This is a genomic window from Luteibacter mycovicinus, from assembly GCF_000745235.1.
Taxonomy (GTDB): domain Bacteria; phylum Pseudomonadota; class Gammaproteobacteria; order Xanthomonadales; family Rhodanobacteraceae; genus Luteibacter; species Luteibacter mycovicinus.
In genome coordinates this window covers 2,376,927-2,397,929 of the sequence record NZ_JQNL01000001.1, presented here as the reverse complement: position 1 = coordinate 2,397,929, position 21,003 = coordinate 2,376,927, and the positions used below count along the sequence as shown (strand labels likewise).

The window sequence follows — 21,003 nt, the reverse complement described above, 5'->3', positions numbered from 1 at the left end:
TCGCCATGACTCTCGCCCTCGTCAACGGCCGTGTGCTCACCGACAATGGATTCCAGAGCGGCTTTGCCGTGCTGGTCGACGATGGAAAGATCACCGGACTGGCGCTGCCATCCGATCCGCGCGTGCGCGCGGCGGAGCGCCATGACCTCGGTGGTCGCACCTTGCTGCCCGGCTTCATCGACTGCCAGGTCAACGGCGGGGGCGGCGTACTGTTCAACGATGCACCAACGGTCGACGCGATCCGCACGATCGGCGAGGCACACGCGAGATTCGGCACCACGGGTTTTCTGCCCACGCTGATCAGTGACGACGCGGAGGTCATGGCGAAAGCCATCGATGCCGTGAACGACGCGGTCGCCCAGGGCGTGCCGGGCGTGCTCGGCATCCATCTGGAAGGCCCCTTCATCGCCCCTGAGCGCAAGGGCGTGCACGACCCGGCCAAGTTTCGCATCGCCGATGCCGACGATGTCGCGATGGTCGCGCGGCGCCACGGCGGCGTGACCCTGCTGACGCTGGCTCCCGAGCGCGCTTCCGCGGAAGTACTCCAGGAGCTGGTCGCCAACGGCGTCATCGTGGCCGCGGGCCACACGGCCGCCGACTACGAGACCACGCGGCATGCACTGGCGACGGGCGTGCGCGGCTTCACCCATCTGTTCAACGCGATGACACCCTTCACCAGCCGCGAGCCTGGCGTCGTCGGTGCCGCGCTCGAAGACCAGGCCAGCTGGTGCGGTCTGATCGTCGACGGCCACCACGTGCACCCGACCTCGCTGCGTGTCGCCATCGCGGCGAAGGCGCCAAGGAAGATGATGCTGGTCACCGACGCGATGCCGCCCGTGGGGTCGGACAATCCGAACTTCGTGCTCAAGGGCGAAACCATCACCGTGCGCGACGGCGTCTGCCAGACGGCGGACGGCACGCTGGCCGGCTCCGCGCTGGACATGGCCACGGCGGTGCGCAATACGGTCGACATGGTCGGCGTAGCCTACGATGAAGCCGCGCGCATGGCGTCAACGTATCCGGCCGCGTTCCTCGGCCTCGGCGCCACCCACGGTCATATCGCCGCCGGTTACCGCGCCGACTTCGTCGTGATGGACGAGACCCATACGGTGATCGAAACCTGGATCGGCGGCGAGCGCGTTTACGCCGCGGGCTGATCGGGCGGTCGTGACAGCGCCCCACCCTCCGGTTAAAGTCGCGGGGTTCGGGTGTCCCCGGGGCGTCGCGCCACGGGGATGAAACGGGAAGCCGGTGCGCCGCCTCTGCGGCAAGGCCGGCACTGCCCCCGCAACGGTAAGCGCCCGGGGTCGTCACGGCCCCTCGGACACGGCTTCAGCCACTGCGACAGCGGGAAGGCGCCGGTCCGACACCCCTCGGGGACGGCGTGAGTCCGGAGACCGGCCCGACGACGCGCCCCGTGAGCCATCCCGGGGCGTCGTCCCGTTTCGGGCGATTCGCGGAGGGCGAATCCGGACAGTCATCCGGGTTCCGCCCGTGTGCCGTTCGCCGTATGTCCTCCTCGCGCGCCCTTTGAGCTACGCATTGCCGCGCTATGCGGCGGAGGAAGACCGTTCCATGAAGAAGACCCTGCTCGCGGCAGCCCTGCTGTCGTCGATCGCCGCTGCCCACGCGGCCGACGCCCCGGACGCCCTCGATCCCGTGATCGTCACCGCGACCCGCACGGCCACGCCGCTGGACGAGGTACTCGCCCCGGTGACCGTGATCACCCACGAAGACATCGAGCGTCTGCAGCCGCGTAACGTCCAGGACCTGCTCGCCGGGCTGCCCGGTGTGGTCATGGCCAACACCGGCGGTATCGGCCAGCAGACCTCGCTGTTCATGCGTGGCAGCAACTCCTCGCACACGCTGGTCCTCGTGGACGGTGTCCGCGTGGGTACCGTGGGCGCGGGTCTGCCGGCTTACGAGCAGCTGCCGGTCGAGCAGATCGACCATATCGAGGTCGTCCGCGGTCCGCGCTCGAGCCTTTACGGCTCCGACGCGATCGGCGGCGTCATCCAGATCTTCACCCGCCACGGCCAGGCCGGCGAAGCGCCGACCCCGAGCCTCTCGGTCACCGGCGGCAGCCACGGCTACACCGCCGGTCAGGTCGGCGTGTCGGGCGGCACGACCCACGGCTGGTACAACGCCAGCCTCGGCGGCCAGTACACCTCGGGCATCAACGCCTGCCGCATCGGCGCGGGCACGGCGTTCAAGGGCTGCTTCACCGACGAGCCGGACCATGACGCCTATCGCACGTACAACGGCGCGCTGTCGGGCGGTTATCGCTGGGACGACGGCACCGAGCTCACCGGCAGCTGGCTGCGCAGCAAGGGCGATATCGAATACGACGGCGACTACCAGAACCTGACCCGACGCTCGCAGCAGGTCGCCGGCGCGAAGCTGGCTTTCGACGTGCTGTCCACGTGGCGCATGTCGGTCAGTCTGGGCCAGAACCAGGACCGCGCCGACAACTACCTCAATGGCGCCGACAAGGGCTATTACGACGCGGACTTCAACTACGTCACCGGTGCCGACAAGCTGCGCGTGGGATATCTGTACTCTAAGCGCAATCAGGGTTCCTGGCAGAACGACTTCACGCTGGCCCCGGGCCAGACGCTGAGCGCCGGCGTCGACTACCAGCAGGAAAAGCTGAGCAGCGACACGGATTATCTCAAGGACACCCGCAACAACACGGGCGTGTTCGCGCTCTACCAGGGCGTGTTCGGCCCGCATGAGATCCAGCTGTCGGCCCGCCACGACCACAACACCCAGTTCGGCAACCACACGACCGGCTCGGCCGCCTATGGCTTCCGTTTCGACAACGGCATGAAGGTCACGGCCTCTTATGGCACCGCCTTCCACGCGCCGACCTTCAACGACGAGTACTACCCGTACGGCGTGCCCACGGTGAACCTCAAGCCGGAGAAGTCGCGCACCGCCGAGATCGGCCTGTCGGGTCGTCCGGGCATCTGGAACTGGGCCGTCAACGCCTACCAGAGCCAGGTCGACGACCTGATCGGCTACGACGCGAACTTCCTGCCGGTCAACGTCAGCAAGGCCCGCCTGCGCGGCCTCGAAGGCCAGGTGGGCGCGGACGTCGATGGCTGGCACGTGCGCGGCTACCTGACGCTGCAGCAGCCGCTGGACCGGGACAGCGGGCTCGAGAAGGACAACCTGCTGGCCCGCCGTCCGCGTCGCACCGGTCGCGTGGATCTGGACAAGGACCTGGGCGCGTTGACACTGGGTGGCTCGGTCTACGCCTCGGGTTACAGCTACGACGACGCGGCCAACACGACGCGTCTGGGCGGCTACACGACCGCGGATCTGCGTGCCACCTGGCACATGGACGATGCCTGGAGCGTGCAGGGCCGGGTCGCGAACGTGGCGGACAAGCGGTACGAGACGGCGGCGTATTACAACCAGCTGGGGCGGACCTACTATGTGACCGTGCGGTTCTCGCCCGTACGCTGAGGGAGCACCGTGTAGGAGCGCGCCCTGCGCGCGATGTTTCACGGCATCGCGCGCAGGCGCGCTCCTACCCCTGGCACCGGGCTCGGGCAAACGCCGCACCCCTGTCTTCCGGCAGGGCCCCCACTAAAGGCACACGCCACGGACCGGCGCGGACGTCATAAAGTCCCCGGGCGCGGGTATGCTTCCCGCGATCACAGGAAGTGTCGTGAACGTTTTTGCACCTTTCATTCGCCGGCCGATCGGAACCTCGCTGCTTGCGGCGGGGCTCGTGCTGTGCGGCTCCATCGCCTACATGCTGCTCGGCGTGGCGGCCCTGCCGTCCATCGAAGTGCCCGCCGTCTTCATCCAGACGCAGATGCCCGGTGCGAACGCGCAGACGATGGCCTCGACCATCATCGCCCCCCTGGAGCGCCACCTCGGCCAGATCCCGGGTGTGGACCAGATGTATTCCAACAGCTCGGAAGGCAGCGGCTTCGTCCGCCTCCGTTTCAGCATGGACCGCTCCACCGATGCCGCCGCGCGTGACGTGCAGGCCGCGATCAACGCGTCCGCCGCCGACCTGCCGGCCGGCATGCCCAGCCCCCCACAGTACTTTAAGTTCGACACCGGCCAGATTCCCGTTCTGCTGGTGTCGTTCACCTCGAAGTCGCTGCCGCCGGACAAGCTCTACGACGTCGTCGACACCCTGATCCGGCCCGCCGTGGCGCAGATCGATGGCGTGTCGCGCGTACAGGTCTTCGGCGGGACCCCGCACGCCGTGCGCGTTGAGCTGGATACCCGCGCGTTGTCGTCCAAGGGACTCACCGCCAACGATGTGTCCAATGCGCTGCACGCCGCCAACGTGACCTCGCCGCAGGGCCTGCTGTCCGACGGCAAGGCACAGATGACGGTCGTCGCGAACGACAGCATTCGCGACGCGAAGGATTTCGGCGACATCCTCATCGCGATGCGCAACAACGTGCCGGTGCGCCTCTCGGACATCGCCCGCGTCTACAACGGCCAGCAGGACCAGTACCAGGCCGCATGGTTCCAGGGCGAGCGCTCGGTCACCATGCAGATGAGCAAGCGTCCGGAGGCGAATTCCATCGCCACCGCCGACGCGATCCGTGCCGCGCTGCCGCGCTTCCGTTCGCTGCTGCCGGCGGACGCGAAGGTCACCCCCATCTTCGACCTGACCCAGACCACGCAGTCCGCGCTGCACGAGGTCAAGGTCGCGCTGCTGATCAGCATCGTCATGGTCTTCCTGGTCATGATGGTGTTCCTGCGCCGTCTCGGTCCGACGCTGATCGCAACGCTGAGCGTGCCGTTGTCCCTGGCCGGCGCCTTCGTCGTGATGTGGACACTCGGCTATACGCTAAACACGATGTCGCTGATGGCGCTGGTGCTGTGCATCGGCTTCGTCGTCGATGACGCCATCGTGGTCATCGAGAACATCGTCCGGCACATGGAGAACGGCAGCAAACCGATGCCGGCGTCGCTCGAGGGCGTGCGCGAGATCGGCTTCACCGTGATGTCGATCACGCTGTCGCTGGTGGCGGTGTTCGCGCCGCTGCTGTTCGGCAACAACATGATCACCAAGTTGCTGCGCGAGTTCTCGGTGACCCTGGCGGCGGCCGTGCTGATTTCGGCCATCGTGTCGCTGACGCTCACGCCGGCCCTCTGTGCCCGCTATCTCAAGCACGACGAGCCCGACCGCCAGCCAGGCCGCGTCGAGCGCGCGCTGGAACGCTTCGATCGCGGGTTTCTGCGCCTGTATGAGCGCGGACTGGACTGGGCGATGCGCCATCGGCGCGTCATGCGCTGGCAGCCACTCATCCTGCTTTTCGCCACCTTCGCGCTGGGCTTCGCCGTGGTGAAGACCGCCGGTGGCAATTTCATGCCCGACGAGGACACGGGCATGCTGCAGGCCGATGTCACCGCGGACGCCAACATTTCGCCGGACGAGATGTCGCGACGGCTCAAACGCGTCGGCGAAATGATGCAGAACGACCCGGCCGTCGCCGATGTCACCACACTGCTCGGCAGCGGTAACGATGGCGCGGCCGTCGGCAACAGCGGCACCATGTTCATCGATCTGAAGAAGAAGGGGAGCGGCCCGGACCTGCGCCATGAATCCATGAAGGAATTCATGGATCGCAAGGGCAAGGAGTACGACAAGCTCTCCGATGTCCAGGTCTTCATGAATCCCGTGCAGTTCCTCGGCGGGAGCGGGGGCAACAGCAACCGCGGGCAGTACTCGTTCCAGCTGATCAGTACCGGCGGCGAACCGTTGCAGCCCTGGACGCTGAAGCTGGTGCGTCAGATGCGCAGCATGAAGGAGTTCCGCGACGTCGGCAGCGACTTCGACATCGTCGGCAAGCAACAGATGCTGAAGGTGGACCGCGATGCGGCGGGCCGCCTGAACGTCGGCATGGGCGATGTCGATTCGGCGCTGTACAACTCGTTCGGCCAGCGCCAGGTGTCGATCATCTATTCGGACATCAACCAGTACTGGGTGGTGCTGACCTCGGCGGCCGCGCAGGAGCTCAGTCCCGGCGCGCTGCTCAACACGTACGTGAAGAATTCACTCGGCACGATGATTCCGCTCTCGGCGGTGGCGCACATCGAGCCCGTGGCGACGCCGAGTGCGGTCACCCACCAGAACCAGCTCGAATCGGCCGACATCACCTACAACCTCGCGCCGAAGATCACGCCCGATAAGGGCAACAGTCTGGCCGAGGAGGCCGTACGCCGGATCAATTTGCCGGAAGGCGTGCGCATGGACGTCACCGGCACCAATCAGCGCATGCGGGACGCGCAGTCCAACGGCATGGTGCTGCTGGTCGGCGCGATCCTCGCCGTCTACATCGTGCTCGGAATTCTCTACGAGAGTCTCGGCCATCCGTTGACGATCATCTCGACGTTGCCGGCGGCGGGTGCCGGTGCGTTCCTGGCGATGCTGGTCACGCAGACACAGCTGACCCTGATGGCGATCATCTCGGTCTTGCTGTTGATCGGTATCGTCAAGAAGAACGCCATCTTGATGGTCGACTTCGCACTCGTGGCCCAGCGTGAACACGGCATGTCGCCGGTCGACGCGATTCGTCAGGCGGCCCTGGTCCGCTTCCGTCCGATCACCATGACCACCCTCGTCGCGATGGGTGCCGCGCTGCCGCTGGCGATCGGGTTCGGTGTCGGCTCGGAAATGCGGCGGCCGCTCGGTATCGCGATCGTCGGCGGCTTGCTGGTCTCGCAGCTGCTTACGCTCCTGAGTACGCCCGCGATCTACCTGTGGAATCACGACCGCAAGGAGCGCAAGGTGAAGCGCCTACACCGGCGCATGCTGAAGCGTCGGTACAAGCGCTGGATCAAGATCCGCAAGGCGCGCAAGACCCGATAGCCTTCCATGAATACCGGCTTTTTGCAGGAGCCAGCCCTGCTGGCGACAGGAGTTACGGCAAGCTCCCATCGCCAGCAGGGCTGGCTCCTACCGAAGCTGGCGTCGCCGGAAGCATATGCGCCTTCTTCCAGCTTCCGCGCCGGTAATACACCGTCGTAATCGCGATCGACACCAGCGACCCGACCGGAAAGCTCCACCAGATGGCGTCCGCGCCCCACCTCGGTTCCAGCAGGGCGGCAAACGGATAGCGCACCAGCCACATCGATATCACCAGCACGATCAGTGGCAGCATGACCGCGCCCGTGGCCCGCACCACGCCGAACATGACGAAGGTGACGCCGAACAGCAGGAACGACCACACCACGATGTGGTTGAGATGCTGGGCGATGCCGATGGCCGAACTGTCCTCCCCGAGGAACAGCGCCAGCGCGGTGCGGTTGAACAGGTAGATGACGAGCACGAGCGTGCCGGTCAGCGTGAAGTTGGTCAGCACGCCTGCGCGGCCGATGCCCGCGACGCGATCCCAGCGCTTCGCACCCACGTTCTGCGCGACCATCGACGACACCGCCGAACCGATCGCCAGCGCGGGCATCTGGATGTACGTCCACAACTGGGCCGCCGCGCCATAAGCCGCCGTGGTCTGCGAGCCGTGGCGGTTGACCAGCGACATCATGATGATCGCCGAGGACGAGATGACGATCATCTGCGCACCCATCGGCAGGCCCTTCATCACCAGCTGCCTGAGCAGGACGGGTTCCGGAATCAGCAGGCGCAGTTCGTGCCGGTGAATGCAGAGAAAGTGCTTGCGGTGATAAAGCCACGCGATCAGCGCCAGCAACGAAACGACCTGCGCGATCAGGGTGGCCACGGCGGAGCCCGCGATACCCATCGCGGGGACCGGTCCCAGGCCGAAGATGAAGAGCGGATTCAGCGCGACGTCGAGCACGACCGAAACCAGCATGAAGGCGAAGGGCGTGCGTGAGTCGCCCGCACCGCGCAGCGTCATCATCAGAAACGTGTACAGATACATCGCCGGCAGAGCGACGAAGATGATGCGCAGGTAGTCGGTCGCGAACGGCAGCGCATCGTGCGGCGTGCCCATGGCGCGCAGCATGAGCGGTGTCGCGATGAAACCGCCCAGCGCGACGAGCACCGACAGCACGACGAAGAAACCGAGACCGGTGCCCACCACACGCCGCGCCTCGGGCACGTCGTGCGCGCCGAGCGTCTGGCCCACCATGATGGTCGTCGCCATGCCGACGCCGAAGACGACTCCGAGCAGGAAGAACAGGATCAGGTTGGCATTGGAGGTGGCCGCGAACGCTGACTCGCCGAGAAAGTGCCCCACCCAGATCGCATTCACCGATGCGTTCAGCGACTGCAAGACGTTGGCGCCCAGGATAGGCAGGGAAAAGAGCAGCAGGGTCCTGGCAATCGGCCCTTCCGTCAGCGCGCCACGCGGCGGCGTCATGTCTCGTCGCCGGCGCGCGACACCAGCAGGCGCACGTAGTGGCGTACATCGGCCGGCCATGCGTCGGTCAGCGCGGTGAAGCGAGCGGCGTCCTGACGGTGGAAGGCGCGGGAGGCTTCCTCGTAGCCGGGAAGATCGCCGGCCAGCGTCAGCATGACGCGATCGACCGCCTCGCGCGCCGCACGGACGCGGTCGGCCGGTGCGCCCTCGCGGCTTGCCGCTTCCACCAGACGACGCAGCGCCACGGAGGCGCCGCCCGGCTGCGCCGCAAGCCACTCCCAGTGACGCGGAAGCAGCGTGACCTCCCGGGCGACCACGCCAAGTTTTGGACGCCCCGGCCCACGGCGGGCTGGCGGCTCGGCGACGGGGAGGCGCGCAAGCACATCGTGGACGGTGCCCCGGTAGTCGATGTCGACGACACGGCCGGTCGCATCGTCGTAGACGGTGGGCGTGACGTGCGGGTCGGCGTCGAGGCGGACCTTGCAGCGTTCCGCGACCGCCGCCAGCGATCCGTGGGCAATGCGCTCGGTAGCGATGAAAGCGGTGTAAGTCGACATGGAGGTGGCCGGGACAAGAGCGAAGATCAATTTTTACCCGGATCAAACGTGTCGTCAATAGTCTCCGGGTAAAACCGATCCCGATTCTGCTGCGGCGATCCGCCTGGGCAGGGCTTCCGACAGCCAGTCGACGAATGCCCGAAGACGCGCGTTGTGTCGGCGGGCGGGTGGATAGACGAGATAGATCGGCAGAGCCGTGGGTCGCCAGTCGTCCAGCACCGACACGAGCGCGCCGCGGGCGATGTGCGGCGCCACGGTGAAGGCCAGCGCCTGCGCTATACCCAGACCAGCGAGCGCCGCAGCCGTATGGGCATTGCTCTCGTTGACCTCGATAGCTGCCGGCACATGCACCTCGACGTCCCGGTTGTCGCGCCGGAAGCGCAGCGGGACAGGACGCCCCGTGCGGACCGCGGCATAGCCGATGACCTCGTGACCATCGCGCTCGATCGCCTCAGGTGTATCGGGCGTGCCGCGGCGCGCGAAGTAGCCGGGCGTTGCGCAGAGGGTGATCGAGGCATCCGCGATCTTCTTAGTCACGAGGTTCGGATCGTCGGCGGTGCTGCGGATCGCGCAGTCGATGCCTTCGCCGATGAGGTCCACCGTGCGATCGGTCACACCGACCTGCACACGAATACCGGGATAGCGGGCACGGAAATCGGGCAGGTCCGGAAGGATCAGGCGGGCGGCGACGGAGCCGCCCGTGTCGATGCGCAGGTTGCCGACGGGACTGGCCTGACCGCCGGCAAGCGTGGTCTCGAAAGCGTCGAGCTCGCCCAGTAACTGCTGCGTGTGTTCGTAGTAGGCGGCGCCTTCGGTGGTGACCGTCACCCGCCGGGTCGTGCGCTCGAGAAGGCGGACGCCCAGTTCCGCCTCGAGGCCCTGGATCAGCTTGGTCACGGTGGACTTGGGCATGCGCAAGGCGTCCGCCGCCCGGCCGAAGCCGCCGGTCTCGACGAGACGCCCGAACACTCTGATAGCGAGGAAGTGATCCATCTTTGTTTCCGTGCGGGAATAATCAAATCGCGATTCGATTATTTATCCACGCAGCGCAAATAGCCAGAATGCTCTCCAACGGCCGCACCGCGGCCATCGGAGCGCAGTCATGAAAACCCTCGCCACCAGCAACATCCACACCACCCGTCACGCCGGCAAGATCGTCCTGGTCACCGGCGGCAGCTCGGGCCTCGGGCTTGCCACCGCGGAGCGCTTTGTCCGCGAGGGCGCCACCGTGTACATCACCGGCCGCCGCCAGGCCGAGCTGGACGAGGCCGCCGCGAAGCTGGGTGTCATCGCCATCCAGGGCGACATCGCGAAGGCCGCCGATCTCGATCGTATCTTCGCCACGATCCGCGAGAAGAGCGGTCGCCTCGACATCCTGTTCGCCAATGCGGGCGGCGGCGAGTTCACTTCGCTGGACCAGGTGACCGAAGCGCAGTTCGACAAGTACTTCGGGATCAACGTCAAGGGCACGCTGTTCACGGTGCAGAAGGCGCTGTCGCTCATGGGCCCGGGTAGTGCGATCGTGCTCAACGGTTCGGCGGTGTCGATCAAGGGCCCGGCCGCGTTCGGCGTATATGCCGCGACCAAGGCGGCCGTGCGCTCACTGGCGCGGACCTGGGCGAGCGATCTGAAGGGTCGCGACATCCGCATCAATGTGGTGGCGCCGGGCACCGTCGTGACGCCGGGCTACAAGACGGAGCTCGGCATGAACGACCAGCAGATCGCCGACTTCACGGCATATACCGCAAGCATCACGCCACTGGGTCGCACGGGCACGCCGGATGAGGTCGCCGCGGCGGTCTCGTTCCTCGCCTCGGACGATGCGAGCTACATCACCGGTGTCGAGTTGTTCGTGGATGGCGGGCAGACGCAGATCTGACCGGTGAACGTCGCCTGCAGGCTGGCCGCCAGTCTGCAGGCGATCCCGCGGCGGCGTGTGGCTTACAACGGCATGTGCACGGTGTCGGAAACGGCCAGCTCCAGCGCCTCGATCGGCACCGGCCGGGAGAACAGGTATCCCTGCATGGACACGCAGCCCTCCGCGAGCAGCCAGCGACGCTGGCTCTCGGTCTCGACACCCTCGGCGACGACTTCGAGATTCAGGCTGCGCGCCAGAAAGACGATCGAACGACAGATGGACGCATTGCCCGCGTCGTCGAGCAGACTTACCGTGAAGTGACGGTCCACCTTGATCTTGTCCAGGGGCAACCGCGACAGGTAAGTGAGATTGGAATACCCGGTGCCGAAGTCGTCCAGCGAGATGCTCACGCCCATCGCGCGCAACTCGTGCAACGTGCGAATGGCCCGCTCGGGTTCCTGCATGAAGGCGCTTTCGGTCAGTTCGAGCTCGAGCGACGACGCACTCGCCCCGGTCTCCGCAAGCGCGAGTTTGACCTCGGCCACCAGATCGCTGTGCACCAGCTGTTGCGCCGAGATATTCACCGCGATCCGGCAATCCGGACCCAGCCGTTCGGTGACCCGACGCTGTTGACGGCATGCCTCACGCAGCACCCATTGACCGATCTGCACGATGGCGCCGGTCTCTTCCAGGAGCGGCACGAGCTTGTCGTTACCGGCGAGGTCCGCCGGCGCCGATGGCCAGCGCAGCAGCGCCTCGACACCGATCACGCGCCCGTCGTCACCGGCGTGCTGGGTCTGCCATGCCAGCGCCAGCTCATGGCCCAGGTTCGCACCGGACAAGCGGGTAAGAACGGTCAGACGCGCCATCGCCGTGGCATGCATATCCGCCGAATAGCGTTTCCAGGTGTGACGGCCCGACCGCTTCGCGTCGTACATGGCCGTATCCGCGTTACGGATGAGCGTGTCCGCGTCGCTGCCATCGCGCGTGGCGAAGGCGACACCGATGCTGCACTTCAGACGCTGCATCGAACCGCCGACGGTGAGCGGCTCTTCGATCGCTTGCTGGATCACCGGCAATACGGCAAGTACTTCGGCGGGCGGGCAGGTGAAGGGGAGCATCGCCACGAACTCGTCGCCACCGAATCGGCCGACCTGTCCCACACCGTCCAGCGCGTCGCCAAGCCGCAAGGTCACGTCGCGCAGCACCTGATCGCCAAGCGCATGACCGAGCGCGTCGTTGATCACCTTGAAGTGGTCGAGGTCGATGAACAGTACCATCAGCCCTGATCCGTCGCGGATGCAGTCAGCCACCAGCTCGTCGAGCCGCTCGCGCAGGGCGCGTCGGTTGGGCAGCCCCGTCAGTTCGTCGTGCATGGCCTGATGATTGAGGCGCTCTTCGTAAAGACGCTGCTCGGTCACGTCGCGCATGATCACCAGGGCGCCGGTGCCTTTCGTGTCGCGGTAATTGGACAGCGCCAGTTCCGCCTCGAAGGGCATGCCGTGATCCGGGTTGAGCCAGGCCATGATGTTGGCGCCTTCGGGCGGCCGCGCACCCAGCGCTTCGAGCGCCTCCTCATCCATGAAGCTGGCCGCCAGACGGCCGACCAGGCTGTGTCCCACGCTGCCCATCCGCTCTTCCGCCAGCGGGTTGGCGTAGTCGATGCGCCCGTCGCGGACGATGGCGAGCGGCAACGGTACGCGCGCCAGCAGCTGACGGTAGGCCGTCGCGCTGGCGGCCAGATCGCGGTCCGTGCTTTCCAGGCGCTGACGGGTCTCGTGCAGCGCGGTAATTTCAGTGATCGTACCGGCCACGATCGCGTGGCCTTCTTCGTTGGTGATTCGTTCGGCGCGCAAATGGACACGCACCTCCCGCCCGTCCTCGCGGCAAAGACGGTGCTCGAATTCAAACGGACCCTCTTCCGATCTGAAACGCTGAACCCACGCATCGATGCCGGGGCGGTCGTCGGGGTGGACGAGTTCCCGGTAGGCGCCATCGAAGGAAATGCGCTCGTGAGGAGAACCCGTGATCTCGTGGACCTGGCCCGACCAGACGACGGATCCCGTATCGAGGTCGCTCTCCCACAGCCCGATGCGCCCCGTTCGCTGCACGTCCCCCAGGTGACGGGCCGAGCGCGACAACGCATCGACGAGCCGCGACTGGCGGCGGTAGGCGCGATCGAAGGCGGCCGCGAAGACCTGGATCAGGACGATGAGAGCCAGCGCGGCCAGCAAGGTCTCCCGTGACTGGCGCCACCAGTCGGCGCGCAGGAGTGCGCGGTCCAGCGAGGAACGGGCGACGAAGGGATAGGTGGTCGATACGGCCCACGCGCCCAGCCGCCGGTCATCGTCCGCGGAGCCCGCGGCGCCCAGCGTCACCGCGCCTTGCGTCCATCCAGGCACGTCCCGGTCGACGTTGCTGGTGAACCGCTGTCCGGACACCGAGAACACCGCGATCTCGGCGCTGCTCCCAAGCATGGTTCGGCGCATGGCGTCACGCAGGCGCTCCGCGTCGATGACGGTACCGAACGCGGCCGGCTGCGCGACGCGTGCGTCCACGGTGACACGGACGCTGGAAGGCCGACCGGGCTCGCCGGCGACGACGGCCACCCGTACGCTCGCACCGAGTGCCCGCTGCCGCGGCGCATCGAGCACGTCGCGCCAGGCCGCCCAGGGCGCCGAGGTAAAGGCGACGACGTTACCTGCGCCATCCAGGGCGACAAAGGATGGCAATTCCGGGTGGCGCACCTGCACCTCCCCCAGGCGCATGTGCAGCGGGCCCGGGTCGGGACCGTCGACGGCGTTGCGAAGGGCGAGCAGCGGACCAAGGCTCCAATTGACCTGTTGGTCGAGCAGGCGCACCACGGCTCCCGCGGATGCCGCGAGCTGCCGCTTGTGCGTGGCCAGCATGCGGGAGTAGGCCTGCGATTGCAGAAGGGCGACCAGCGCGGCGATGCCCAGGGACAGGACGGCGGATACGGCCCAGATCGCCAGACGAATCCGGCGAGCGCGCACCCTCGTCGCTCCCTTTACCGTCGCGCCTCCCACCGTGCCTAGCCCCCTGATGTCGTGCGGGCGCCGCCCCCGGCCAGGCCCCGTCGCTCTGTAACGGCAACTCGGGGTGTGCCTTGAACGCCACGGTGAAAGAAACTGGCGGCACGGTCCGACAAGCCCGGGAAAGATACGGCGCGAATAATTGCAGGAGCGCCCCTTTTTTCACGCCGACTCAACACTATTTACCGAACCATCCGGTTCATAAAAATACGTCCCAGCACAAGGACCACCCCCCGCCATGCGCTCTTCCCGCTTCGCTCTCGGCGCCCTCGCCGCGTTCTCCCTCGCCGCCGCGGCCTTCCCCGCAGCGGCCGAAACCCACCTGGAAGTGCAGGGGGGCCGCAGCTACATGGACGACTACGGCACCAACGCTTTCTTCGTGGAGTCCGTGTTCGACGCCCGTCAGATGGGCCAGAGCTGGTTCACCTGGTCCCCGGACGTCTCCATCGGCTACATCAAGGGCCGCGACATCGGCCGCTATGAGAACTCCCATCCCGGCGTGACCAGCAACGTCTGGGTCGGCGCCGCCGGTGCCCGCTTCCATTACGGCAGCGAAGGCGACTGGTACCGCCCCTTCTTCTTCAGCTTCCAGGTCGCGGGCACCGCCGGCGGTCGCACGCAGGCGCTGTCGAGCGGCTACGAGTTCGTCAGCACGCTCGGCTGGCAGTACAAGAACGTCAGCTTCCAGGTCCGTCACATCTCTAACGGCAGCTTCCAGGAGCCGAACCGTGGCGAGACGATGGCGCTGGTGGGTATCGGTTTCGATATCTGAGTGCGTTGGTATCAAAAAAGAGCCGGCGCTGCGAAGCGCCGGCTCTTTTTTATTTCCCGATGGCCGGATCAGTGTCCCGAAGCGGCCGGCCCTGCCTTGGCCGCGAACGGCGGCTTCGCCAGCCATACGACGAAGATCAGTGCGACGAACACGAAACCGAGCAGGTAGAACACCTCGTTGAACGAGATCTGATAGGCCTGATTGGTGATCATCGCGTTGACCGAAGACACCGCGTACTGCGGGTCGCCACGGCCGATCTGGGTGAGCGCATCCTGCGTCGTCGGATTGAACGGTGTGAAGTTCTCCGCCAGCCGCTCGTGGTGGACGATGGCACGGTGATCCCACAGGAACGTGGTCAGCGACGCCGCGAAGCTGCCGCCCAGCGTGCGCAGGAAGGTCGCCAGACCGGAGCCCGCCGCGATCTCACGAGGCTGCAGGTCCGACAGCAAGATGCTCAGCACCGGCATGAAGAACAACGCCACGCCCAGGCCCTGAATCAGCTGGACCATCGCGACACTGTAGAAGTTGATGTCGAGATAGAAGTCCGAGCGCATGAAGCACGTCGCACCCATGACGATGAACGCACCCGAGGCCAGCACGCGCAGGTCGAACTTGTGCGCATAGCGTCCGACGAACGGCGTCAGGATCACCGGGATGATGCCGAGCGGCGCCGCCGCGAGACCCGCCCATGTCGACGTGTACCCGACGTTTCGCTGCAACCACTGCGGCACCAGCAGACCGATGGCGAAGAACGCCGCGTACGCCAGCACCAGACACAAGGTGCCCATCGCGAAATTGCGATGTCTGAAGAGCTTCAGATTGACGATCGGATCCTTGTCGGTGAGCTCCCAGATCAGGAACACGGCCAGACCGATCGCGGCGATGATCGCGGTGACCACGATGAAGGTGGATGAGAACCAGTCCTCGTCGTTGCCCTTGTCGAGCACCACCTGCAGCGCGCCCACGCCGATGATCAGCGTGATGAGGCCCACGTAATCGATCTTGGGCTTCTCGGTGACTTCCGGCCTGCCCTTCATCTGGTTCGCCACGACGAAGCTGGCGAAGATGCCGATTGGCACGTTGATGAAGAAGATCCACGGCCAGGTGTAGTTGTCGGTGATCCAGCCACCGAGGATCGGACCCGCGATGGGCGCGACGACGGTGACCATCGCCAGCAACGCCAGCGCCATGCCTCGTTTGGCCGGTGGGTAGATCGAGATCAGGAGCGACTGCGTGATCGGGTACATCGGTCCCGCGACCGCGCCCTGAATGGCGCGGAACACGATCAGCATGGTCATGCTCTGGGCGATGCCGCACAGGAACGACGCGAGCGAGAACAACAGCGTCGCCCATACGAACAGCTTGGTCTCACCGAAACGACGGGTGAGGAAGCCGGTCAGCGGCAGGGCGATCGCGTTGCTCACCGCGAACGAGGTGATCACCCAGGTGCTCTGGTTGGAGCTGACACCCAGGTTACCCGCGATGGTCGGCAACGACACGTTCGCGATCGTCGTGTCGAGCACCTGCATGAAGGTAGCGAGCGATAACCCGACCGTGGACAGCGCCAGATTGGGCGGTCGAAATTCGGTGCTCATGAATAAACCTTACCTGGGAGCCTGCTGCTCGGCACCTTCACCGGCGGACGCGTTTTCATGGATCACGCGGGCGATGTCCTTGTCGGCATCGGCAAGCTGCTTGTCGTAGATCGGCGTCGAGAACTCGGGCTTCGTGGGCGACTGCTTCGCCAGCAACGCACCGCTCTGGTCATGCAGCGACACGGTCACCTTGGTCGACAGGCCCAGGCGCAGCGGCTTGTCTTCCAGCTGCTTCGGCTCGGTGAAGACGACGCGGACCGGCACGCGCTGCACGATCTTGATCCAGTTGCCCGTGGCGTTCTGCGCCGGCAGGATGGAGAACGCGCTGCCGCTGCCGACACCCAGGCTGCGGATCTTCGCCTTGTATACCGTGTCGCCACCGTAGACGTCGGCGGTGACGTCGACCGGCTGGCCGATACGCATTTTGGTCAGCTGCGTTTCCTTGAAGTTGGCATCGATCCAGACTTCATGCAGCGGCACGACGGCCATCAGGGCGGCGCCCGGCTGGACCCGCTGACCGACCTGTACGCTGCGCTTGGCGACATAGCCGTCGACCGGCGCGACCAGCGTCGAGCGGACGAAGTCTAGGTAGGCGGAGCGAAGCTTGGCGGCAGCGGCACGCACGTCCGGATGCGAGGACACCACGGTGTCGTCGACCAGCACCTTGTTGCTGCTGTACGACTGCCTGGCGGACGCGAGGCTGCTCTCGGCGGAGGTCAGCGTATCGGCGGCGTGCGACAGTTCTTCCGCGGAGATGGCACCCGACTTCGCCAGATCGCGACGGCGGTTGTAATCCTGGCGGGCGCGGTCGACGGCGGTCTGGCGCACCGCGACGTCGGCCTGCGCCGAGGTCACGTTATTGTAGAGGCCACGCACGCGACGCACGGTGTTGGCGAGGTTGGCGCGCGCGCTTTCCAGGTTCACTTCGGCGTCGCTGGGATCGAGCTTGACCAGCACGTCGCCCTGGTGAACGAGGTCGCCGTCGTCGGCGCCGATCGAGGTGACCGTACCGGCGATCTGCGGGGTGATCTGCACGACGTTGCCGTTGACGTAGGCGTCGTCGGTATCTTCATACCAGCGGCCGTCGACGAAGTACCAGATCACCCAGCCGATGATGGCGAGGACGATGACGAGTACCAGCAGCTTAAGGAAGAAGCCGCGGCGGCTCTTCGGCGGCGGTGCGACGACGGCGCCGGCGGGGGCGGTGGTTTCTTGTGACATCGGAAGAGGCCTCGAGATGAATGCTTAGTGGGTTGCCGGCGCTGCGGTGACGACCGACGGGTCATCGGCCGCGGGGCGGAAGCCGCCACCAAGCGCCTGAATGAGTTGGACGGACGTGTCGACCTGCTGGGCCTTCAGCGATGCCATGCGCTGCTCGGCTTCGAGCAGCTGCTGGCGAACCACGAGCGATTCCAGGTAGCTGCCGACACCGGCCTTGTAGCGCTGCTGCGACAGGTCGTAGGCCTGCTGGGCCGCATCCTGCGCGCGCTGCTGCGCCTGAATCTGCGTGCCGATCGAGTCGAGCCCGGACAGGTCGTCCTGCACTTCGTTGAGCGCGCCGACCAGCGTCTTGTTGTACTGCGCGACCGCCAGATCGTAATCCGCATCCTTGCCGGCGAGATTCGCGCGAAGGCGACCGCCGTCGAAGATGGGCAGCGAGAACGCCGGCAACACCTGCCAGAAGCGCGCCTGCGAGGCGAACAGGTTTTCCGTGCCACCGGCGAGCTGCGCGGCGAGTACGCCGAGCGTCACGTTGGGCAGAAATGCCTTCTTCGCCGAGACGATGTCCTTCGAGGCCGCCTCGACGCGCCAGCGCGCGGCGACGAGGTCGGCACGGTGACCGAGCAGATCGGCCGGCAGGTTGGCCGGGATGGCGACGGCGGCCGGCGTGAGCGCGGCGGGGCGGGCGATGTCGAGGCCACGATCCGGGCCCTTCCCGAGCAGCACGCTGAGCGACGTGCGCGAGCTGTCGATCGCACGCTGCGCCACCGCGATCTCACGTTCGGCCGAGGCCACTTCGCTGTCGGCCTGCTTCACCTGCATCTGGTTGTCGACGCCGGCGGCCACGCGCTGCACGGTCAGCTTCTGTGATGCATGCGTCCGGTCGAGTTCGGCGTTGGCGACGTCGAGCTGCGTGAACGCGTAGCCAAGCTGCGTGTAGGCACGGGCAACGTTGGTCGAGATTTCGATGCGTGCGGCGCGCGCATCGACCTCAGCCGCACGCTGCGAACCCACGGCCGCTTCGAACGCGGCACGCTTGCCGCCCCACAGGTCGAGGTCCCAGTTGAAACTGCCGTAGCCGTACTTGGTCCACGAGAAATGGTTGCCCGGGGGATCCGGCAGCAACGAGCCCGGCAGATGCGCACCGGCGACACCGCCACCTACGTTGAACGTGGGATCGCGCGCTGCGTCAGCCGAACCGGACTGCGCCTGAGCCTGACGCACGCGGGCGTCGGCGGTGGCGAGGTCGGGGTTGTCTTTCAACGCCTCTTCGATCAGCGAGGAGAGCTGGCTGTCACCCAGTCCGGTCCACCAGTCGGCGGCCGGCCACCCCGCCGGAGACACGGGGACGTTCGCCAGGCTGCGCTCGGCGTGGAGGGAGGACGGGTCGGTCAGGGTGCCTTGCGGATCCAGGCCACGGCTGGTGACACAGCCGGAAAGGATCAACGCGGCCCCGACGGCCGCCACGAGAGTGTGCAGACGCATTGCGTATTGCCTCGGACGTTTAGTTCAGTCTTTTTCGCGAAGCGCGTCGAGCACGCGCCCCAGGTAGTCGTGCAGCTTCTCGCGCTCGTCCTCGGTCAGCCCCTTCTGGGCGCGCTCGAGGGTCGCGAGGTTGCTTTCGTGCAGGTGCTTCCACAGCGCCACGCCGGCCTCGGTAAGGTCGATGCGCAGCGCGCGGCGGTCCTGCTCATGCGGCTGGCGGCGGAGGTAACCCTTCGCTTCCAGCTGGTCCAGCTGCCGGGTCATGGCGCCGCCGTCGAGGTCGACCGAGCGGGCCAGTTCGGTGGCGGTCATCGCGCCGCAGGTCGCCAGGCGCTTGAGCACATGAAACTGGGTGAATTTCAGATCCGCGCCCTGCGCGGCAAGATCGGACTCGATAGCCCGGACGATCTCACTACGCACCATGCCGACGAGGGCACCCAGGCTGTCGGGGTTGTCGTAGACGGGGCAAGGATTGTTCATGGACGAGCATTCTATTGCCCGAATTATAGTTGTCAAGGCAAATATGCTTTCAGCATATATTGCCGTGTGTGAATCAGTTCATCCTTCGTCGGCCAGGAGGGCCGCGAGCGCAGGGTCGCGGACCGCGAAAAGGTCGAAGACGCCGAGCGCGCGGAGGGTCGGAAGCTGTGCCAGGAGCCTTGGCTCCAGCCGCCGGCGCTGTTCTTCCGGGGTGCCCGGATCGAGCATGGCGTGCGCGCAGGCGACGAAGGTCACCAGGGCATCGCCGGCTTCGCGGCCTTCAGTGGCGTCGCGGAAATCGTTCGTGACGAGACGGATCATGCGGGTCTCCTTCGTCGAAACGGGACAGATACTTGGGGAAGCAGATATTAGCCATGACGGGTATAGGCCTGATATCGTTAGTTGGCCAAGTTATGTCGAGGAACGGCCAAGATGGATCATGATGCAGTCCACGCCCTGCTCGAAAGCGCCGAGGGTCCGCCGCTGGTGGCCTACGAGGTTCGCGGCCAGATCCCAAAAATGGAAAGCGACTGGCACAGCCATGTGCGAGGTCAGTTTTTCTATGTGGAAGAAGGCTTTGTCACCAACCAGACGGAGCACGGCTCCTACCTGCTGCCTCCTCATCGCGCCGGCTGGATGCCCCCGGGCACGCTGCATACCATCAGCATGACCGGACCGATGCACGCCTGGGGTGTCTTCATCGCGCCCTGCGCGGCGGGAGGTCTGCCCGATCGCCCCTGCGTGGTCGGGGTCAACGACCTGATTCGGTCGATCATCCGGCGCGCCGCGAGCTGGCCGGTGGACGTCGCCGAGCCCGACCCGGCTCGCGACCGCTTGCTGGCGGTGCTGCTCGATGAGTTGCACGGCGCTCCCGTCGAGCCCCTCCATCTGCCGATGCCCACGGACCGGCGCCTCCGTCGCGTGGCCGTCGCGATGTACGAGCACCCGGAGGACACGCGCGGCATCGAGGACTGGGCGAACTGGGCAGGCATGTCGACGCGTACCCTGACGCGGCTGTTCCGGCAGGAGACCCAGTGCAGCGTCGCGCAGTGGCGGCAGCAGGCAAGGCTGACTCGGGCGCTCGAGCGCCTGGCGACCGGCGAGCCGGTCTCGGTGGTATCCGACGCGCTGGGCTACGCGACGCCCAGCGCGTTCGTCGCGATGTTCCGCAAGGCGTTCGGCGATTCGCCGGGGCGTTATCTGGCGAGGCAGGCGGCTCTCACCTGACGCCGTTTGCCCAGAACGCCTCTTCCTCGACCGGCTTACACATCCACAGCCCTTCGAACGTATAGCTGTCGCCGCCGTCCCGGGTCACGACATCGACGGCGACCCGGCCGTAACGCCAGGGCCCGCGCTGCCCCGGGTCGCCTTCGTCATGACACGCGTGCGTCGCGGTGTAGGTGCCCGTCACCGGATCTGTCATCGCGGCTGCCTGCTCCCGGCACTTCGCCATGGCTTCGTCGTGGCTGGGCAAGGTGTGGTCGCCGGAAACGAAACGTTCTTCGCCGCATTCCACGGCGGCGGCGAAGACGGGAACGAAGACGAGCAGGGCGCCCACCAGGGTGAGGACGTGGGAAACGCGCCGGTTACAGAAACGGGGATACGAAGACTGCACGTGTATGCCTCAGGCGTGGGGGACGCCGAGGCTGCGCAAACGAGCG

16 protein-coding genes and 1 riboswitch are annotated in these 21,003 nt (G+C 66.3%); of the genes, 6 read left to right on the top strand and 10 right to left on the bottom strand.

From position 1 onward, the window contains the following. Nucleotides 1-5 precede the first annotated feature (5 nt). From nagA to FA85_RS10660, 3 genes are all read left to right on the top strand, one after another. Nucleotides 6-1,157 carry an N-acetylglucosamine-6-phosphate deacetylase gene (gene nagA / locus FA85_RS10670; RefSeq protein ID WP_036116817.1) on the top strand — a complete coding sequence of 384 codons (1,152 nt, stop codon included), beginning with the start codon at nt 6-8 and terminating at the stop codon, nt 1,155-1,157. A 32-nt stretch (nt 1,158-1,189) separates the two neighbouring features. Next, a riboswitch (cobalamin riboswitch) is annotated at nt 1,190-1,419 on the top strand. A 156-nt stretch (nt 1,420-1,575) separates the two neighbouring features. Continuing rightward, the gene (locus FA85_RS10665; protein WP_036116818.1) at nt 1,576-3,471 is read left to right on the top strand and encodes a TonB-dependent receptor domain-containing protein; all 1,896 of its coding nucleotides are present in this window, start codon (nt 1,576-1,578) and stop codon (nt 3,469-3,471) included. A gap of 205 nt (nt 3,472-3,676) precedes the next feature. After that, complete coding sequence (locus FA85_RS10660; protein WP_036116819.1) at nt 3,677-6,850, top strand: efflux RND transporter permease subunit; 3,174 nt, start codon at nt 3,677-3,679, stop codon at nt 6,848-6,850. Between the two features lie 52 nt (nt 6,851-6,902). On the opposite strand, the gene FA85_RS10655 is transcribed toward FA85_RS10660, so the two are convergent. Genes FA85_RS10655 through FA85_RS10645 form a run of 3 tightly spaced genes read right to left on the bottom strand, consistent with a single transcriptional unit; the run spans nt 6,903 to nt 9,871 of the window. Next, entirely contained in the window at nt 6,903-8,321 is a 1,419-nt protein-coding gene (locus FA85_RS10655; RefSeq protein ID WP_051944128.1) for an MATE family efflux transporter, read from the bottom strand. Then, nucleotides 8,318-8,878 carry a DUF2239 family protein gene (locus FA85_RS10650; RefSeq protein ID WP_036118728.1) on the bottom strand — a complete coding sequence of 187 codons (561 nt, stop codon included), beginning with the start codon at nt 8,876-8,878 and terminating at the stop codon, nt 8,318-8,320. The genes FA85_RS10655 and FA85_RS10650 overlap by 4 nt, the downstream gene beginning before the upstream one ends. A 54-nt stretch (nt 8,879-8,932) precedes the next feature. Beyond that, nucleotides 8,933-9,871, bottom strand: a complete 939-nt coding sequence (locus tag FA85_RS10645; RefSeq protein ID WP_051944129.1) for a LysR family transcriptional regulator — start codon at nt 9,869-9,871, stop codon at nt 8,933-8,935. A gap of 109 nt (nt 9,872-9,980) precedes the next feature. Here FA85_RS10645 and FA85_RS10640 point away from each other — a divergent pair, with 109 nt between their 5' ends. Then, nucleotides 9,981-10,757 (top strand): SDR family NAD(P)-dependent oxidoreductase, encoded by a 777-nt coding sequence (locus tag FA85_RS10640; RefSeq protein WP_051944131.1) that lies wholly within the window; start codon nt 9,981-9,983, stop codon nt 10,755-10,757. Between the two features lie 62 nt (nt 10,758-10,819). On the opposite strand, the gene FA85_RS20920 is transcribed toward FA85_RS10640, so the two are convergent. Beyond that, the gene (locus FA85_RS20920; protein ID WP_051944133.1) at nt 10,820-13,750 is read right to left on the bottom strand and encodes a putative bifunctional diguanylate cyclase/phosphodiesterase; all 2,931 of its coding nucleotides are present in this window, start codon (nt 13,748-13,750) and stop codon (nt 10,820-10,822) included. Nucleotides 13,751-14,027: 277 nt separating this feature from the next. Here FA85_RS20920 and FA85_RS10630 point away from each other — a divergent pair, with 277 nt between their 5' ends. Next, complete coding sequence (locus tag FA85_RS10630) at nt 14,028-14,561, top strand: acyloxyacyl hydrolase (RefSeq protein ID WP_036116821.1); 534 nt, start codon at nt 14,028-14,030, stop codon at nt 14,559-14,561. Nucleotides 14,562-14,629: 68 nt separating this feature from the next. On the opposite strand, the gene FA85_RS10625 is transcribed toward FA85_RS10630, so the two are convergent. From FA85_RS10625 to FA85_RS10605, 5 genes are all read right to left on the bottom strand, one after another. Continuing rightward, a complete protein-coding gene (locus tag FA85_RS10625) occupies nt 14,630-16,156 on the bottom strand; it encodes a DHA2 family efflux MFS transporter permease subunit (RefSeq protein WP_036116823.1) in 1,527 nt (508 codons plus the stop codon). A 9-nt stretch (nt 16,157-16,165) separates the two neighbouring features. Beyond that, nucleotides 16,166-17,377, bottom strand: coding sequence for an HlyD/EmrA/EmrK family protein (locus tag FA85_RS10620; protein WP_036116825.1), 1,212 nt, complete (start codon nt 17,375-17,377; stop codon nt 16,166-16,168). Nucleotides 17,378-17,401: 24 nt separating this feature from the next. Then, on the bottom strand, nt 17,402-18,862 hold the full coding sequence (locus FA85_RS10615) for an efflux transporter outer membrane subunit (RefSeq protein WP_036116827.1): 1,461 nt from the start codon (nt 18,860-18,862) through the stop codon (nt 17,402-17,404). Nucleotides 18,863-18,886: 24 nt separating this feature from the next. Next, entirely contained in the window at nt 18,887-19,342 is a 456-nt protein-coding gene (locus FA85_RS10610) for a MarR family winged helix-turn-helix transcriptional regulator (RefSeq protein ID WP_036116829.1), read from the bottom strand. 78 nt (nt 19,343-19,420) lie between these two features. Further along, nucleotides 19,421-19,663 (bottom strand): hypothetical protein, encoded by a 243-nt coding sequence (locus FA85_RS10605; protein ID WP_036116831.1) that lies wholly within the window; start codon nt 19,661-19,663, stop codon nt 19,421-19,423. 111 nt (nt 19,664-19,774) lie between these two features. Between FA85_RS10605 and FA85_RS10600 the strand changes: the two genes are divergently transcribed. Beyond that, nucleotides 19,775-20,569 (top strand): AraC family transcriptional regulator, encoded by a 795-nt coding sequence (locus FA85_RS10600; RefSeq protein ID WP_036116832.1) that lies wholly within the window; start codon nt 19,775-19,777, stop codon nt 20,567-20,569. Here FA85_RS10600 and FA85_RS10595 read toward each other — a convergent pair. Next, nucleotides 20,562-20,957, bottom strand: coding sequence for a hypothetical protein (locus tag FA85_RS10595; protein WP_043696954.1), 396 nt, complete (start codon nt 20,955-20,957; stop codon nt 20,562-20,564). The two genes, FA85_RS10600 and FA85_RS10595, sit on opposite strands and share 8 nt — an antisense overlap. Nucleotides 20,958-21,003 lie beyond the last annotated feature (46 nt).